Annotated in this window: 2 protein-coding genes and 1 pseudogene; all 3 read right to left on the reverse strand. The window is 78.5% G+C overall.

The features are described from left to right. Positions 1–11: 11 nt before the first annotated feature. The gene (locus tag LC193_RS01165; RefSeq protein ID WP_404819505.1) at positions 12–5699 is read right to left on the reverse strand and encodes a type I polyketide synthase; all 5688 of its coding nucleotides are present in this window, start codon (positions 5697–5699) and stop codon (positions 12–14) included. After that, positions 5696–12214 (reverse strand): annotated as a pseudogene (locus LC193_RS01170) (SDR family NAD(P)-dependent oxidoreductase); the annotation flags it as partial. The gene LC193_RS01165 and the pseudogene LC193_RS01170, both read right to left, overlap by 4 nt. An 18-nt stretch (positions 12215–12232) precedes the next feature. Beyond that, positions 12233–17512, reverse strand: coding sequence for a type I polyketide synthase (locus tag LC193_RS29045; protein ID WP_318842118.1), 5280 nt, complete (start codon positions 17510–17512; stop codon positions 12233–12235). Positions 17513–17555 lie beyond the last annotated feature (43 nt).

A 17555-nucleotide genomic window follows, 5' to 3' on the forward strand; every position in this document is an offset into this window, starting at 1 on the left:
GGCCCGCCCTTTCAGGAGATGCCGAGTTCTTTCTCGATGAAGTCGAAGACTTCGTCGTCGGCGGCCGTTTCGAGGCCGCCGGCGCGTGCTTCGTCGCCGCCGCTCCTGGCGTCGTCCCAGCGGGCGGCGAGCGCGCGCAGGCGGGCCGCCACCCCGGCGCGGCCGGGGTCGTCGGGGGCGACACCGGTCAACGCCGCCTCCAGCCGGTCGAGTTCGGCGAGCACGGCCCCGGCCGCGGTGTGCTCGCCTCCCGCCTCGTCGAGCGGGAGTTCCGCGAGCACGTGCCGGGCCAGCGCACCCGTGGTCGGGTAGTCGAAGATCAGGGTGACGGGCAGGCGCAGCCCCGAGGCCGTGTTGAGCCGGTTGCGCAGCTCGACCGCGGTGAGCGAGTCGAACCCGAGGTCGTCGAACGCCCGGTCGGGCGTGATGCCGTCCACGGCTCCGTGGCCGAGCACCTGGGCGACCTGGGCGCGCACGAAGTCGAGGGCGGCGGCCTCGCGTTCGGCCGCTGGGAGGCCGGCGAGCCGTTCCGCGAGCCTGGGGGGCTCGCCGGTGCCGGGCCCGGCGGTCACCAGGTCGCGCAGCAGCGGTGGCGGGTCCTCGGGCGCGCGCCGCGCGGCGGCGGGGTCGAGCCGCAGCGGCACCGGGTTGCGTTCCGGCCCCGACCAGGCGTGGTCGAGCAGCGCGAGCGCGTCCGCCGGGGCCAGGGGCGCCACACCGGCGCGGCGCATGCGCCGGTGGGTCGGCGCGTCGAGGCCGCCGGCCATCCCGCCGCCGGCCCACGGGCCCCAGGCCAGGGCGACTCCGGGCAGCCCGAGCGCGCCGCGGTGCCGGGCCAGGGCGTCGAGGAACGCGTTGGCCGCCGCGTAGTTGCCCTGTCCCGCGCCGCCCAGGGTCGCGGTCGCGGAGGAGAACATCACGAACGCGGTCAGCTCCAGGTCGCGGGTGAGTTCGTGCAGGTGCCAGGCGGCGTCCGCCTTGGGCCGGAGCACCGCGTCGACGCGCTCCGCCGTGAGCGCGTCGAGAACGCCGTCGTCGAGGGTGCCGGCGGCGTGCACGACGGCGGTCAGCGGATGTTCCGCGGGCACCGAGGCGATGGCCTTGGCGAGGGCGTCGCGGTCCGCGACGTCGCAGGCTTCGACGGTCACCTGGACGCCCGCGGCCACCAGGTCGGCCCGCAGCCCGTCCGCGCCCTCGGCGCCGGGCCCGCCGCGGCTGAGGAGCAGCAGGTGCCGCGCGCGTCGCGTCGCGGCGAGGTGCCGGGCCACGGCGGCGCCGAGCGCGCCGGTCCCACCGGTGATCAGGACCGTGCCCTCGGTGGCCGGTGCGGCGCCCGCGTCCGGCCCAGGACGGTCGGCACGGGTGAGCCGGGGGGCGAGCAGGCGGCCGGCGCGGAGGGCGAGTTGGGGCTCGTCGGAGGCCGCGACCGCGGGCAGGGCGGCCGTCAGCGCGCTCTCCCCGGCGCCCTCTTCCGTGCCCTGCGCGGGGCCGTCGGTGTCGAGCAGGCGGAACCGGCCGGGGTGCTCGGCCTGCGCGGCGCGCAGCAGGCCCCACAGGGGGGCGCGCGTCAGGTCGGGCACGTCCTCGTCGTCGGCGACGGCAATGGCGCCGCGGGTGACCAGGACCAGGCTGCTCCCGGCGAACCGCCTCTCGGCCAGCCAGGTGCGCAGCGCGGTGAGGGCGCGGTCGAGTGCGGCGCGCACCGCCGCCGGCGTGACGTCCTCGCGCGGGGCGTCGTCGGTGAGGAACACGGTGGCCGGCACGGGGGCGCCGCCGGCCACGGCCTCGGCGAGGTCCGCGAGGTCCCGGTACCCGGCCGGCGCCCCGGGGCCTGCCGGGGCCGCGAGGGCGCCGCCGACGAGGGCGTAGGCGCCGGCCGGCGCGCCCTCGGGGCCGGGGGCGGGTGTCCACCGCACCCGGAGCAGGGCGTCGTGGTGGGTGGCGCGGGCCGCGCGCAACTGCGCGGGGGTGACGGGCCGGGCGCGCAGGGCCGCGACGGTCGCGACGGGCGCGCCGGTGCCGTCGGTCACGGTCAGGGACCTGGCGTCGGGGCCCGCGGGGGCCAGCCGGGCCCGCAGGACGGACGGCCCGGCGGCGCGCACGGCGACGTCGCGCCAGGCGAAGGGCAGCAGCACGGGACCGCCGGTGTGGCCGACGAGTCCGGCGTGCAGGACGGCGTCGAGCAGCGCCGGGTGCACGCCGTAGGCACCGGCTCCGGCCCGGTGGTCCTCGGGCAGCGCCGCCTCGGCGAACACCTCGTCGCCGCGCCGCCACACGGCCCGCAGGCCGCGGAACGCCGGGCCGTACGCGAAGCCGTGCGCGGCCACCGTCGCGTAGAAGCCGGTGAGGTCGGCGGGAACGGCGCCGGCCGGCGGCCACTGGCCGTCCTGGCCCGCCGCGCCGTCCTGTCCGGTCGGGCCCGGCTGGGGCGCGCCGGGCGCGAGAACGCCGTCGGCGTGCCGGGTCCAGGGGGCGTCGGGCGCCTCGTCGGGGCGGGAGTGCAGGGTGACGGCACGCCGTCCGGTGGCGTCCGCGGGGCCGACGGTCACCTGGACCCGGGCCGCCCGGCCCGCGGCGAGGACCAGGGGCGCCTCCTGCGTGAGTTCCTCGATGAGGTCGCAGCCGGTCAGGCGGGCGGCGTGCGCGGCGAGTTCGAGGTAGGCGGTGCCGGGCACGACGACGGCGCCGAGCACGACGTGGTCGGCGAGCCAGCGGTGGGAGCGCGTGGACAGCCGGCCGGTGAGCACGAGCCCGTCGCCGTCGGCGGGGTGCACGGCGGCGCCGAGCAGCGGGTGGTGCGCCGTGTCGAGGCCGAGGGCGGCGGCGTCGCCGCCGCGCGGCGCGGGCGCGAGCCAGTACCGCCGCCCCTGGAACGCGTAGGTCGGCAGCGCGACGCGCGGTGCGGCGGCCCCGCCGTGGAACGCGGCCCAGTCCACGGCCGTGCCGCGGGCGTGGGCCCGCGCGACGGCGGCGGCGACGGTCTCCGGCTCGGGCCGGTTCCTGCGCAGCAGCGGGACGGCGACGACGGCCGCGTCGCCGCGCCCGCCCGCCGCACCGTCGCGGTCCGCGTCGGCCGCGTCGGCCGCGTCGGCCGCGTCGGCGGTGAACGTTTCGTGGGCGAGCGCGGAGAGCACGCCCGCGGGCCCGAGTTCGAGGCAGGTGGTGGTCCTCTGGGCGGCCAGGTGGCGCAGCCCGTCGAGGAAGCGCACGGGCCGGCGCACGTGCTGCGCCCAGTACTCGGGGGACACGGCCTGCTCGGCGGTGAGGGGCAGTCCTGTGACGTTGGAGACGACGGTGAGCCCGGGCTCGCGGGGCGCCAGGCCGGCGACGACCTCGCGGAACGGCTCCAGCATGCCGTCCATGTGCGGGGAGTGGAAGGCGTGCGAGACCCGCAGCCGCCTGGTGCGGCGCCCCTCGGCGTTCAGGTGGGCGGCGATGCCGAGGACGGCGGCCTCGTCGCCGGAGACGACCACGGTCCTCGGCCCGTTGACGGCGGCGATCGCGGCCAGGTGGTCGCGGCCGTCGAGGAGGGCGCGGACCTCGCTCTCGTCCGCCTGGAGGGACACCATCGCGCCGCCGGGCGGCTGGGCGCCCATCAGCCGGCCGCGCGCGGCGACCAGGGCCGCGGCGTCGTCGAGGGTGAAGACGCCGGCGACGTGGGCCGCGGCGATTTCCCCCACGGAGTGGCCGAGGAGGAGGTCGGGCCGCAGGCCCCAGGACTCGGTGAGCCGGAACAGCGCCACCTCCAGCGCGAACAGCGCCGCCTGGGCGACGGCGGTGTCGTCGAGGAGGCGGGCGAGCGGATCGCCCTCGGGCGCGAACATGATGTCGCGCAGCGCCTGCCCGGTGCGGGTGCTCAGCGCCTCGCAGACCTCGTCAAGGGCACGGGCGAACGCCGGCTGGCGGGCGTGGAGTTCACGCCCGGCGCCGGGCCGCTGGGCGCCCTGCCCGGTGAACAGGAACGCGGTCCTGCCCGGCCCGGGCGCGCGGTCGCGCACCACGTGGGGCGCGTCGTCGCCGTGCGCGAGCGCGTCGAGTCCGGCGAGGAGCGCGGCGCGGTCGGCGGCCACGACGGCGGCGCGGTGTTCGAGCGCGGAGCGCGCGGTGGCGGTCGCGTGGGCGACGGTGCGCGGCTGCCACGCGGGGTGTGCGGCGACGGCGTCGCGCAGCCGCGCGGCCTGCGCGGGGAGCGCGTCACCGGAGCGCGCGGACAGCAGCACGGGCGCGGGAACGGCCGCGCCGGTGCCCGGGTCCGCGCCCGTCGCGGGACCCATGTCCTGCTCGGGGCCCGGGTGTTCGAGGATGACGTGCGCGTTGGTGCCGCTGATGCCGAACGAGGACACGGCGCCGCGCCGCGGCCGTTGGGTCCCGGGCCAGTCCGTGGCGCTCGTCAGCAGCCGCACGGCGCCGGAGGACCAGTCGACGTGCGGGCTCGGCTCGTCCACGTGCAGCGTGCGCGGCAGCACCCCGTGCCGCATCGCCAGCACCATCTTGATCACCCCGGCGGCGCCCGCGGCGAGCTGGGTGTGCCCGATGTTCGACTTGACGGAACCGAGCCACAGCGGGCGCCCCTCCGGCCGTTCCCGCCCGTAGGTGGCCAGCAGCGCCTGCGCCTCGATCGGGTCGCCGAGCGAGGTGCCCGTGCCGTGCGCCTCGACGGCGTCCACGTCGGCCGGGGCGAGGCGGGCGTCGGCGAGGGCGTCGGTGATGACGCGCTGCTGGGCCGGGCCGCTGGGGGCGGTGAGTCCGTTGGACGCGCCGTCCTGGTTGACGGCCGAGCCGCGGACGACGGCGAGCACCGGGTGCCCGTTGCGGCGCGCGTCGGAGAGGCGTTCGAGCAGCAGCATGCCGACGCCCTCGCCCCACGCGGTGCCGTCGGCCCCGGCGGCGAACGCCTTGCACCGCCCGTCGGGCGCGAGGCCCCGCTGCCTGCTGAACTCGACGAACATGTGCGGCGCCGCCATCACGGCGGCCCCTCCGGCCAGGGCCATGGCGCACTCGCCTCGGCGCAACGCCTGCGCGGCGAGGTGCAGGGCGACCAGGGAGGAGGAGCAGGCCGTGTCCACGGTGACGGCCGGGCCTTCGAGGCCGAACGTGTAGGCGAGGCGCCCGGAGGCGACGCTGACCGTGGTCCCGGTCAGCAGGTAGCCCTCGGCGCCCTCGGACTGCTGGTCGGCGCCCGCGTAGCCGAGGGGCGCGGCGCCGACGAACACGCCGGTGCGGCTGCCGCGCGCCGACTCCGGGTCGATACCGGCCCGTTCGAACGTCTCCCAGGTCGTCTCAAGCAGCAGTCGCTGCTGCGGGTCCATCGCGAGGGCCTCGCGCGGGCTGATGCCGAAGAAGTCGGCGTCGAACCGGTCGGCGCCGTCGAGGAACGCGCCGTGCCGCACGTAGCTGGTGCCCGGCCGGTCGGGGTCCGGATCGTACAGCGCGTCGAGGTCCCAGCCGCGGTCGTCGGGGAACGGGGTGACCGCGTCGCCGTCCGCGGCGAGCAGCCGCCACAGGTCCTCGGGGGACCGCACCCCGCCGGGGAAGCGGCAGGCCATCGCGACGACGGCGACGGGTTCGTGCCACGCGTCGGCGAGTTCCCGGTTGGCCTGCTTGAGCCGCTTGGTCTCCTTCAGCGACGCCCGCAGCGCGTCGAGGAGTTGTTCGTTGGATGCCGCCATCGTCGTCTCCGCCCTCCCTTGCGCGTTCAGAGGTCCGTGGTGTTGAGGGCCAGGCCGATCAGGTCCTCGGCGTCCATCGCGTCGATGTCGCCTTCCTCCGCTTCCGCCGCCGGGCCGCCGGGCCCGCCGGCCGGGTCCCCGCCGGTGCCGGTGGCGAGGCGGAGCAGCGTGTCGACCAGCCCCGCCCGGCGCAGTGCGGTGAGGGGGATGGCGGCCAGGGCCGCCCTGACCCGCCGCTCCTCGTCGGTGCCGCCCCCGTCCGCCGCGCCGTCCGGCCGCGCGGGCGCGGCCGGCGCGGGGGCGAGCCGGGTGCCGAGGTGCGCGGCGAGCGCGGACGGTGTGGGGTGGTCGAAGATCACGGTGGCCGGCAGGCGCAGCCCGGTCGCGGTGTTCAGGCGGTTGCGCAGTTCGACGGCGGTCAGCGAGTCGAAGCCGAGCGCGCGGAACGCCTGGCCGCCGCGGATGCCGTCCGGCTCGGCGTGCCCGAGGACCGTGGCCGCGTGCTCGCGCACGAGGTCGAGCAGCAGCGCGTCGCGTTCCGCGGCGGGGAGGGCCGACAGGCGCGCGGCCAGGGGGCGTTCGCCGCCGCCCGCGCCCGGCCCGGCCGCGGCGCGGCGCGCGGGGACGCCGGCGAGGCCGCGCAGCAGCGGCGGAACGGGCCCGGTCGGCCGGTCCGCGTCGAGCCCGGTGGCCACGAGGTGCGGGCGCGGCGCGTCCAGTGCCGCGGTGAACAGCGCGAGGCCGTCCGCGTCGGACAGCGGCGTCAGGCCGGACCTGCGCATGCGCGTCAGGTCGGCCTCCTCCAGGTGCCCGGTCATGGCGCTGGCCCGTTCCCACAGGCCCCAGCCGATGGAGAGCCCGGGCAGGCCCCGGGCGCGCCGGTGGGCGGCGAGGGCGTCGAGGAACGCGTTCGCCGCCGCGTAGTTGGCCTGTCCCGCGCCGCCCAGGGTGGCCGTAGCGGAGGAGAACAGCACGAACATGCCGAGGTCGGCCTCCCGCGTCAGCTCGTGCAGGTGCCACGCGGCGCGGATCTTGGGCCGCAGCACCGCGTCGACCTGGCGCGGGGTCAGGGAGGTGACGACGCCGTCGTCGAGCACGCCCGCCGCGTGGACGACGCCGGTCAGCGGGTGGGCGTCCGGCACCTCGGCGAGCACCTTCGCGAGCGCGTCGCGGTCGGCCGCGTCGCAGGCCGCGACCGTCACCCGGGCGCCGTGCGCGGCGAGTTCGTCGACGAGTCCGGCCGCGCCCGGCGCGTCCGGCCCGCGGCGGCCGAGGAGCAGCAGGTGCCGCACGCCGTGCGCGGTGACCAGGTGCCGCGCGACCAGGGTGCCGAGGACGCCGGTGCCGCCGGTGATCAGGACGGTCCCCTCGGGGTCGGTCCTGCCCGGCGGGGTCAGCACGACCTTGCCGACGTGCCGGGCCTGGCCCATGTGCCGCAGCGCCTCGGGCGCGGCCCGCACGTCCCACGTCGAGGCGGGCAGCGGGCCGAGGGTGCCGCGCGCGAACAGGTCCGCCAGGTGGGCCAGCATCCGCCCGATGCGTTCCGGGCCCGCGTCGATGAGGTCGAACGCCCGGTAGGTGGTGCCCGGATGTGCCGCCTCGACCTCCCCGGCGTCCCTGATGTCCGTCTTGCCCATCTCGATGAACCGGCCGCCCGGCGCGAGCAGCCGCAGCGACGCGTCGACGTACTCCTGGGCGAGGGAGTTGAGGACGACGTCGAAGCCCCGGCCGCCGGTCGCGGCGCGCAGCCGTTCCTCGAACGCGAGGTCGCGGGAGGTCGCGACGCGGTCGTCCGGCAGGCCCATGGCCCGCAGCGTGCCCCACTTGGCGGGGCTCGCCGTCGCGTACACCTCGGCGCCGAGGTGGCGGGCGAGCGCCACGGCGGCCATGCCGACGCCGCCGGTCGCCGCGTGGATCAGGACGGTCTCGCCGGGGCGCAGCCCGGCCAGGTCGATCAGGCCGCGGTAGGCGGTGAGGTAGGCGATGGGGACGGTCGCGCCGTCGGTGAACGACCAGGGGCCGGGCAGCGCGGTGATCATCCGGTGGTCGGCGACGGCCAGGGGCCCGAACGACGCGGGCACCATGCCCATGACGCGGTCCCCGGGCGCGAAGCCGGTGACGCCCGGGCCGGTCTCGACGACGACGCCCCCGACCTCGCCGCCCATGACGTCCTGGTCGACCATGCCGAGGGCGAGCAGCACGTCGCGGAAGTTGACGCCCGCGGCCCGTACCGCGATCCGCACCTGCCCGGGCGCCAGCGGCCCGGCGGCGTCGGGGTGCGGCAGCAGCGCGACGTTCTCCAGGGTGCCCTTGCGGGTGACGTCGAGCCGCCACGGCCCCTCGCCGGCCGGCGGCTGGAGCGCGGGCCCGCTCCTGGCCAGCCTCGGCACCAGGATGTCGCCGCCGCGCAGGGCGAGTTGCGGTTCCTCGGCGGCCAGGGCGCGGGCCAGCGTCTCGCGCGGCACGGGCGGGCTCCCGGGGGCGGGGTCGAGGTCGAGGAGCGTGACGCGGCCGGGGTTCTCGGTCTGCGCGGAGCGGGCCAGGCCCCACACGGCGGCGTGCGCCGGGTCCTTCGGTGACTCGCCCGGGGCGGCGGCGACGGCGCCCCGGGTGACCAGGACGAGGCGGGAGTCGGCGTGGCGTTCGTCGGCGAGCCACGCGCGCACCGCGGCCAGGGCCCGGTGGGTGGCCGCGTGCGCCGTGCCGTCCGGGGTCTGCGGTGCCCCGCCGTCCGCGCCGGTCGGCCCTGCGGGCGCCGGCGGGAACAGCCGGAACAGCACGTCGGGCACCTCGTCTGTGGCGGCTGCGGCGTTCCCCGTCTCCCCGGCGTTCCCCGTGGGCTGCGGGCCGTCCGGCCCGAGGAGTCCGGTGAGATCCGCGAGGCCGCCGGGGTCCGTGCCCCGCGCGGGACCCGTGTCGTCCGTTCCGCCGTCGACCTCCCACCGGCCGCCGGGCGCGGCCTCGCGCGGCAGGGCGGCGGGGACCCAGTCGACGTGCAGCAGCGGCCCGCCGGCCGCGGTGAGCCGGTCCCGTGTCACCGGCCTGCCCGTCAGCGAGCCGACGGTGGCGACGGGTGCGCCGGCCTCGTCGGCCAGGTCGAGCGCCACCGCGTCAGGCCCGGCCGGGCGCAGGCGCACCCGCAGCACCGTCGCGCCGGTGGCGTGCAGGGCGACGTCGGACCAGCTGAACGGCAGCGTCACCCGTCCTGACCCGGTCGGAGCCGCCGCGTGCAGGGCGGCGTCGAGCAGGGCCGGGTGCAGCGCGAAGGGGTCGGGGCCCTCGTCGGGCCCCGGCGGCAGCGACACCTCGGCGTAGGTGTCCTCGCCCAGCCGCCACATCGCGCGCAGCCCCTTGAACCGCGGCCCGTAGTCGAGCCCTTCCGCCGCGAGCCGTTCGTACAGCCCGTCGACCGGCACGGGTTCGGCCTCCGGCGGCGGCCAGGCCGCGGGGCGCCACGCCGCCCGCGCCTGCGGCGCGCCGCCGGGGCGGCGGGCCGCGACGGCCAGCACGCCGGTGGCGTTGCGCGTCCACGGCGCGTCGGCCGCGTCGTCGGGGCGCGAGTGGAGGGCAAGCGCGCGGCGGCCGTGCTCGTCGGGGGCGCCGATCGACGCCTGGAGGTGGACGCCGCCGTCCTCGGGCACGACGAGCGGGGCGCCGAGCGTCAGTTCCTCCACGAGGTCGCAGCCGGCGTGGTCGCCCGCGTGCACGGCGGCTTCGAGCAGGGCGGCGCCCGGGAGGGGCAGCGCGCCGAGGACGCGGTGGTCGGCGAGCCAGGGCTGGTCGCGCAGCGACAGCCGGCCGGTGAGGAGCAGTTCGCCGTCCCCGGCCAGCGGCACGGCCGCGCGCAGCAGGGGGTGCGCGGCCGGCCGCAGCCCGAGGGCTTCCGCGTCGCCCGCGCCGCCGGCGTCGTCGAGCCAGAACCTGCGCCGCTGGAACGCGTAGGTGGGCAGGTCGACGTGACGGCCGCCGGCGGTGGCGCGCCGCCAGTCCACGGACACGCCGCCGGCCCACGCCTCGCCCACAGAGGTCAGGAAACGCCGCATGCCGCCCTCGTCGCGGCGCAGGGAGCCGACGGCCGGCGCGTCGTCGATGCCGACGACGAGCACCGGGTGCGGGCTGCACTCGACGAACACGCGGTCGCCCAGGTCCCGCACGACGCTGTCGAAGCGGACCGGGCGGCGCAGGTTGCGGAACCAGTAGCCGGCGTCGAGGCCCGTGGTGTCCAGCAGGCCGCCGGTGACCGTGGAGTGGAACGGCACGGTGCCGGCCCGCGGCGAGAGGTCCGCCAGGTCGCCCAGGATCTGCGCTTCGAGGCGTTCGACGTGCGGGGAGTGGGAGGCGTAGTCCACCGGGACGCGCCGGGCGCCGAGGCCGGCGGCGACGAGTTCGTCGACGGCGTCGGCGTCGCCCGAGACCACGGTGGCGCGCGCGCCGTTGAGCGCGGCCACCGAGAGCCGGGCGCCCCAGCGGCTCAGGCGGGCCTCGGTCTCCTCGCGGGACAGCGGCACGGAGGCCATGCCGCCAAGACCCGCGATGCTCCGCAGGGCGCGCGAGCGGAGTGCGACGACGCGGGCCGCGTCGTCGAGGGACAGGGCGCCGGCGACGCAGGCGGCGGCGATCTCGCCCTGCGAGTGGCCGACGACGGCGGACGGTTCGACGCCGAGGGAGCGCCACAGCGCGGCGAGCGACACCATCACGGCGAACAGGGCGGGCTGCACCACGTCGACGCGTTCGAGTCCGTCCCCGCCGCGCAGCACCTCGGTCAGCGACCAGTCGGTGAACGGCGCGAGCGCGTCCGCGCAGTCCGCGACGCGGGCGCGGAACACCTCGCTGGTCTCCAGCAGTTCCACGGCCATGCCGGGCCACTGCGAGCCCTGCCCGGGGAAGACGAACACCGCGTCGCGGGGCCGGCTCTCCACGGCCGGCGCGTCGAGTCCGCGCAGCAGTTCCTCCCGGTCGTCGCCGACGGCGACGACGCGGTGCTCGAACGGCGACCGCCCGGAGGCCAGGGACCAGCCGACGTCCGCAGGGCGCCAGTCCGGGTTCGCGCGCACCGCGTCGCGCAGCCGCCGCACCTGCTCCCCGACGGCGTCCGCGGTCCGCCCCGACACCGCCCACGGCACGGTCACGGGCGCGTCGGCCGGGCCGTCCGCGGGGGCGGCGCCGGGCTCCGGCGCCTGTTCGAGGATGACGTGCGCGTTCGTGCCGCTGACGCCGAAGGAGGACACGGCCGCGCGGCGCGGGCGGCCCGTCTCCGGCCAGTCGGCGGCGCTCGTCAGCAGCTCGACGGCGCCGGAGGACCAGTCGACGTGCGGGCTCGGCTCGTCCACGTGCAGCGTGCGCGGCAGCACCCCGTGCCGCATCGCCAGCACCATCTTGATCACCCCGGCCACACCGGCGGCGGCCTGCGTGTGCCCGATGTTCGACTTGACGGAACCGAGCCGCAGCGGGCGCTGCTCCGGCCGGTCGCGGCCGTAGGTGGCGAGCAGCGCCTGGGCCTCGATCGGGTCGCCGAGGCGCGTCCCGGTGCCGTGCGCCTCGACCGCGTCGACCAGGTCGGGGGTGAGGCCCGCGTCGTCGAGCGCCTGCCGGATGACCCGCTGCTGCGCGGGGCCGTTGGGCGCGGACAACTGGCTGCTCGCGCCGTCGGAGTTGACGGCGGAGCCGCGGACGAGGGCGAGCACCGGGTGCCCGTTGCGGCGCGCGTCGGAGAGGCGTTCGAGCAGCAGCATGCCGACGCCCTCGCCCCACGCGGTGCCGTCGGCCCCGGCCGCGAAGGACTTGCACCGCCCGTCGGGCGCGAGGCCGCGCTGCCGGCTGAACTCGATCATGCCGCTGGGCGTGACCATGACGGTCACGCCCCCGGCCAGCGCCATGGCGCACTCGCCCCGGCGCAGCGCGCGCGCCGCGAGGTGCACGGCGACGAGCGAGGACGAGCACGCCGTGTCCACGGTGACGGCCGGGCCCTCAAGGCCGAGCGCGTAGGCGATGCGCCCCGAGGCGACGCTTCCGGCGTTGCCCGCGCCGAGGAACGCGGCGACGGGCTCGGGCGCCGCGCGCAGGCGGGCGGCGTACTCGTGGTACATGAGCCCGGCGAACACCCCGACGCGTTCACCGCGCACGGACAGCGGGTCGATCCCGGCGCGTTCCAGCGTCTCCCAGGCGGCTTCGAGCAGCAGCCGCTGCTGCGGGTCCATGGCCAGCGCCTCGCGGGGGCTGATGTCGAAGAAGGCCGGGTCGAACCGGTCGGCGCCGTCGACGAAGCCGCCGACTCGCACGTAGGAGGTGCCGGGCCGCTGCCCGTCCGGGTCGTGGAAGTCCGCGGGCCAGCCGCGGTCGGCGGGCGGCTCACCGATGGCGTCGTGCCCCTCGTCCACCAGCCGCCACAGCGCGTCAGGGGTGGTCACGCCGCCCGGCAGGCGGCAGGCCATGCCGATGACGGCGACGGGTTCGCGGTCTGCCTCCTCAAGCTCGCGCACGCGGCGGCGCGCGGCGGTCAGTTCCGCGGTCGCCCACCGGAGGTGCTCGCGCAGCTTCTCTTCGTTTGCCACCTGAGCCAGCTCCTAAGACGTGGGGAGGTTCATCGGGGCTCCGCTGTCCGACGCGCGCAGTCCTTCGAGCACTTCGAACAGTTCGTCGTCGCTCGCCGCGGCCAGGTCGTGCGCGGGCCCCTGCGGGTCCTGCGCCCCCCACCGCGACAGGAGGTCCTTCAGGCGCAGCGCGATGGCGGTCCTCGCGTCGTCGTCCCCGGCGAACGGCGCGAGGTCCCCTTCGAGCCGGTCGAGGGCGGCGAGCGCCGGGGCGACGGGGGCGTCGGCCGCGGCGGCCCGCAGTTCGCCGACGAGGTGGCCGGCCAGCAGCGCCGCGTTGGGGTGGTCGAGCGCCAGGGTCGCCGGGAGCCGCAGGCCCGTGGCGCCTTCGAGCCGGTCGCGCAGTTCCAGATCGGTCAGCGAGTCGAAGCCGAGGTCCATGAAGCCGCGGGCCGGGTCGATGTCCTCGGGCGTCGTCTCGCCGAGCACGGCCGCCGCGTGGGCGCGGACCAGGTCGAGCACGACGCGTTCGCGTTCCGCGTCGGCCAGCCCTGCCAGCCGCCGCGCCAGCGGCTCGTCGGCCCCGGCCCCGCCCGGCCCGCCCTCCGAAGCGGCGGGCGCGCCCGGCGCGGCGGCGGCAGCGGGCCCGGCGGCGGCCAGGTGCCGCAGCGGCGCGGGCACCCGCGCCGGGTCCGGCGCGGCACGCAGCGCCTCGGTGTCGAGCCGCAGCGCGAGGACGGCCGGCTCGGTCGGCGCGAGCGCGGCGTCCAGCAGCGCGAGCGCGTCCCGGGTCGGCAGCGGCAGCACGCCGGTGCGCCCGAGCCTGGCCAGGTCGGCGGCGCCCAGGTTCCCGGTCAGCGCGCTGCGCGCCTCCCACAGTCCCCAGCCGATGGACACCGCGGGCAGGCCGAGCGCGCGGCGGTGGTGCGCGAGCGCGTCGAGGAACGCGTTGGCCGCCGCGTAGTTGGCCTGTCCCGGCGACCCGAGCGTGCCGGCGGCCGACGAGAACATCACGAACGCCGCCGGCTCCAGGTGGCGCGTGAGGTCGTGCAGGTGCCAGGCCGCTTCGGCCTTGGCCCGCAGCACCGGTGCGAGGCGTTCCTCGGTCAGCGACTCCACGACGCCGTCGTCGGTCACGCCCGCCGCGTGCACCACCCACCGCAGGGGCCGGTCGGCGGGCAGTTCGGCCAGGAGCCGCCGCAGCGCGTCGGCGTCCGCCGCGTCGCACGCGGCCACCCGCACGTCGGCCCCGAGCCGTTCGAGATCGGCCACCAGCCCCGCGGCGCCGGGGGCGCGCTCGCCGGCCCTGCTGGTCAGCAGCAGGTGCCGCGCGCCGCGGGCCGCCAGGTGGCGGGCGACGAGGCCGCCGAGCGTTCCGGTGCCCCCCGTGATCAGCACGGTGCCGTCCTGGGGCGGCGGCGCCTGCCCGCCGCCGGGCAGCGGCACGTCCGCCAGGCGGGGGATCACCACCGCACCGCCCCGGACGGCCAGTTGGGGCTCGTCGTGGGCGAGCGCGGCCTCGGCCCCCGGGGCGCCGTCCCGCGGCGTCGCGGCGTCGGGTCCCGGGTCGTCCGGATCGAGGTCGAGCAGGGCGAAGCGCCCCGGGTGCTCGGCCTGGGCGGCCCGCACCAGGCCCCACACGGCCGCGCCCGCGAGGTCCCGTGGGGCCTCCGCCGGGCGCGCGGCCACGGCGCCGCGCGTCACCAGCACAAGACGGGTGCCGGCGAGGCGCGCGTCGGCCAGCCAGTCCCGCAGCAGCCGCAACGTCCGGGCCGTGGCCGCGCGCACGGCGGACGGCGGTTCCCCGGCCGGCGGCGGCACCGGAACGAGCGCCACGCGCGGCGGCTCGGCGGCCAGGGCGGCGAGGTCGCGGACGCGGGACGGCACCGGCCCGAAGGGCCAGCCGGCCGGCACGTCCCCGAGCAGCGCGACCCGCCCGGTCGGCACGGGCCCTGCCGGCTTCTGGGCCGGGCGCCAGTCGAGACGCAGCAGCGCGCCATCGGGCCGCCCCGGCCCTTCGGCGTCCGCGCGCGGCTCCCGCACCGGGCGCAGGACGAGTCCGGCCACGGACCCCAGCGGCGCCCCCGCCGCGTCGGCGATGTCGAGCGCGACCTCGTCGGGGCCGCGCGGCGCGATCCGCACCCGCAGCGCGGAGGCGCCGCCGCCACGCGCGCCGATGCCGCGCCAGGCGAACGGCAGCCGCGTGCCGCGGTCACCGTCCGGCACCCCGAAGGACCACGCCTGGAGGGCCGCGTCGAGAAGCGCGGGGTGCACGGTGAACCGGCGCGCGTCCGCGGCCTGTTCGCGGGGCAGGGCCACCTCGGCGAAGATCTCGTCGCCGCGCCGCCACACCGCGCGCAGCCCCTGGAACGCGGGACCGTAGGCGTAGCCGCGCGCCGCCGCGTCCCGGTAGGCGTCCGCGATGCCCACCGGCTCTGCGTCCCGCGGCGGCCACGCCAGCAGGTCGCCCGGCACCTCGGCCGCCCCGCCCGCGAGTGTGCCGGCGGCGTGCCGCGTCCAGGCGGCGTCCCCGCCGTCGGGCCGGGCGTGCAGGCTGAGCGCACGGCGCCCCGCGGTGTCCGGCGCGCCGACCGCCAGGTGCAGCCGCACCCCGCCGGAGGCGGGGACGACCAGCGGGGCGTGCAGGGCCAGTTCCTCGACGTGCCCGCCCCCGCAGCGCCGCGCGGCCCACAGCGCCAGGTCGGCGAACGCGGCCCCCGGCAGCAGCACCTCGCCGCGCACGGCGTGGTCGGCCAGCCAGGGGTGCGCGCGGGTCGAGAGCAGGCCGGTGAACAACACGCCGCCGGATTCGGGGAGTTCGACGGCGGCGTCGAGCAGGGGGTGGTCCGCGGGTGCGAGACCTGCCGACGCGAGGTCCGCCGCGGCGGGCGCGTCCTCCAGCCAGTGGCGTTCCCGCTGGAACGCGTAGGTCGGCAGGTCCGCCTCGCCCGCGGGCCCCGCCGCCGCGGCTCCGGGGAACGCCGCCGACCAGTCGACCCGCACTCCGGCGACGTGCAGCCGGGCGAGTGCGGTCAGGAACCGGCGGGCGGCACCGCCGGACCCGCGGCCGTCACCGGCCGCAGGGCAGCCGACGGCGACCCGGGCCGTGCCGGGGCCACCGCCCGCCGGGCCCGGCTCCGGCGGCGAGGCCGCCCCGACGCCGACGAACACCGTGTGCCCGCCCGCCGCGAGCGCCCCGAGCACCGCCGAAGGGTCGGCACCGAGCACGTGGAACGGCACCCCGGAGGCGCCGTTCGGCTCCGGCACGGGCCCGCCCGCCACCACCGCGCGGGCCGCCGCGTCCAGCGGTAACGCGCCGGCCGCGCACGCGGCGGCGAGCCGGTCCGCCGCGCCGCCGGCCACGGCCGCCGGGGCCACGCCGTGCGCGCGCCACAGCTCCGCGAGCGAGACCAGCACCGCCCAGCGCAGCGGGCCCGCGTCGCGCGCCTCGTCCTCGCCGCGCAGCGCCCTGGTCAGCGACCAGTCCGCCAGCGGCGCGAGCGCGTCGGCGCACTCGGCCATGCGGCGCGCGAACACGGGCGCGCCCGCCATCAGTTCGGCCACCGCGGCGGGCCGCACGCCGCCCGCTTCCGCGCCGTCCCCGGGGAACACGAACACGACCTTCCCCGGCTCCCCCGCCACCCCCGACGTCACGCCGGGCGCAGGACCGCCGTCGGCGAGCGCCGCCGTGGCGCGCACGAGGTCCGCCCGGTCCGCGCCCACCACGACGGCCCGGTGCTCGAACACCGCGCGGGTGCGGGCCAGCGCCGCGCCGATCCGCGCCGCGGAAAGCTCGGGGTGCCCCTCCGCGTGGGCGGCGAGGCGCCCGGCCTGCGCGCGCAGCGCGGCGCCGCCGCGCGCGGACAGCACCCAGGGCACCGCGCCTTCGCCCCGCCCTGCGGGCGCGTCCTCCGCCGGGGCCTCGGGCGCCTCGGCGGGCGCCTCCTCAAGGACGAGGTGCGCGTTGGTGCCGCTCACACCGAACGAGGACACTCCCGCGCGGCGCGGCTCCCCGTCCTCCCGCGGCCACTCCCGGGCGCTGGTGAGGAGCCGCACCGCGCCCGCCGACCAGTCCACCACCGGCGTGGGCCGGTCGACGTGCAGCGTCGGGGGCAGGGCGCCCCGGCGCATCGCCATCACCATCTTGATCACGCCCGCGACACCGGCCGCCGCCTGGGCGTGCCCGATATTCGACTTCACGGAACCGAGCCACACCGGGCGCTCCCGGTCCTGCCCGTAGGTGGCGAGCAGCGCCTGGGCCTCGATCGGGTCGCCGAGCGTCGTGCCCGTGCCGTGCGCCTCCACCGCGTCCACGGCCGCGGCCGGCAGCCCCGCGTCCGCCAGCGCCTGCCTGATCACGCGCTGCTGCGCCGGACCGCTCGGCGCGGTCAGGCCGCTGCTCGCGCCGTCCTGGTTCACGGCGGAACCGCGGATCACGGCGAGCACACGATGCCCGTTCCGCCGCGCGTCCGACAGCCGTTCCAGCAGCAGCAGGCCGACGCCCTCACCGAGGCTGGTGCCGTCGGCACGCCCGGCGAACGCCTTGCACCGCGCGTCGGCCGCGAGACCGCGCTGCCTGCTGAACTCGATCAGCGCCATCGGGGACGCCATCAGCGTCACCCCGCCGGCCAGCGCCATCGCGCACTCGCCCCTGCGCAGCGACTGGCACGCCAGGTGCAGCGCCACCAGCGACGACGAGCACGCCGTGTCCACCGTCAGGGCGGGCCCCTCAAGGCCGAGCGTGTACGCGACACGGCCGGAGGCGACACTGCCGGTGCTGCCGTTGCCCACGTAGCCCTCGTACTCCGGCGGCACCCGCCGCAACCGGGACGCGTAGTCCTGGTAGATGACGCCCGCGAACACCCCGGTCGCGCTGCCGCGCAGCCCGGCCGGGTCGAGCCCGGCCCGTTCGAAGCACTCCCACGCCGTTTCGAGCAGCAGCCGCTGCTGCGGATCGGTGGCCGCCGCCTCGCGCGCGCTCATCCCGAAGAACGCCGCGTCGAACCGGTCCGCGTCACGCAGGAAACCGCCCTCCCGGACGTAGGTCCTGCCGTGGCGCGCGGGGTCCGGATCGTACAGTTCCGGGTCCCATCCGCGGTCGGTGGGGAACGGCGAGATCGCGTCCCGCCCTTCCGTCACGAGCCGCCACAGGTCCTCGGGGGACGCGACGTCCCCGGGGTAGCGGCAGGCCATGCCCACGATGGCCACCGGCTCGCGGGACTCCGCCTCCACCTCGCGCAGCCGCTGCCTGGTCCTGCGCAGGTCGGTGGTCAGGCGCTTGAGGTAGTCGAGCACCTTCTCGTCACTCGTCATCTTGGCCTTGAACCCTTCCCGCGCACCGCGAGGACCGCGCCCG

Origin of the sequence: Streptomyces marincola, from assembly GCF_020410765.1 — a bacterium.
GTDB classification, from domain to species: domain Bacteria; phylum Actinomycetota; class Actinomycetes; order Streptomycetales; family Streptomycetaceae; genus Streptomyces; species Streptomyces marincola.

Excerpts from the sequence above, each read along its gene's own strand:
- LC193_RS29045 (WP_318842118.1), bottom strand. The coding sequence starts at position 17,512 with ATGACGAGTGACGAGAAGGTGCTCGACTACCTCAAGCGCCTGACCACC.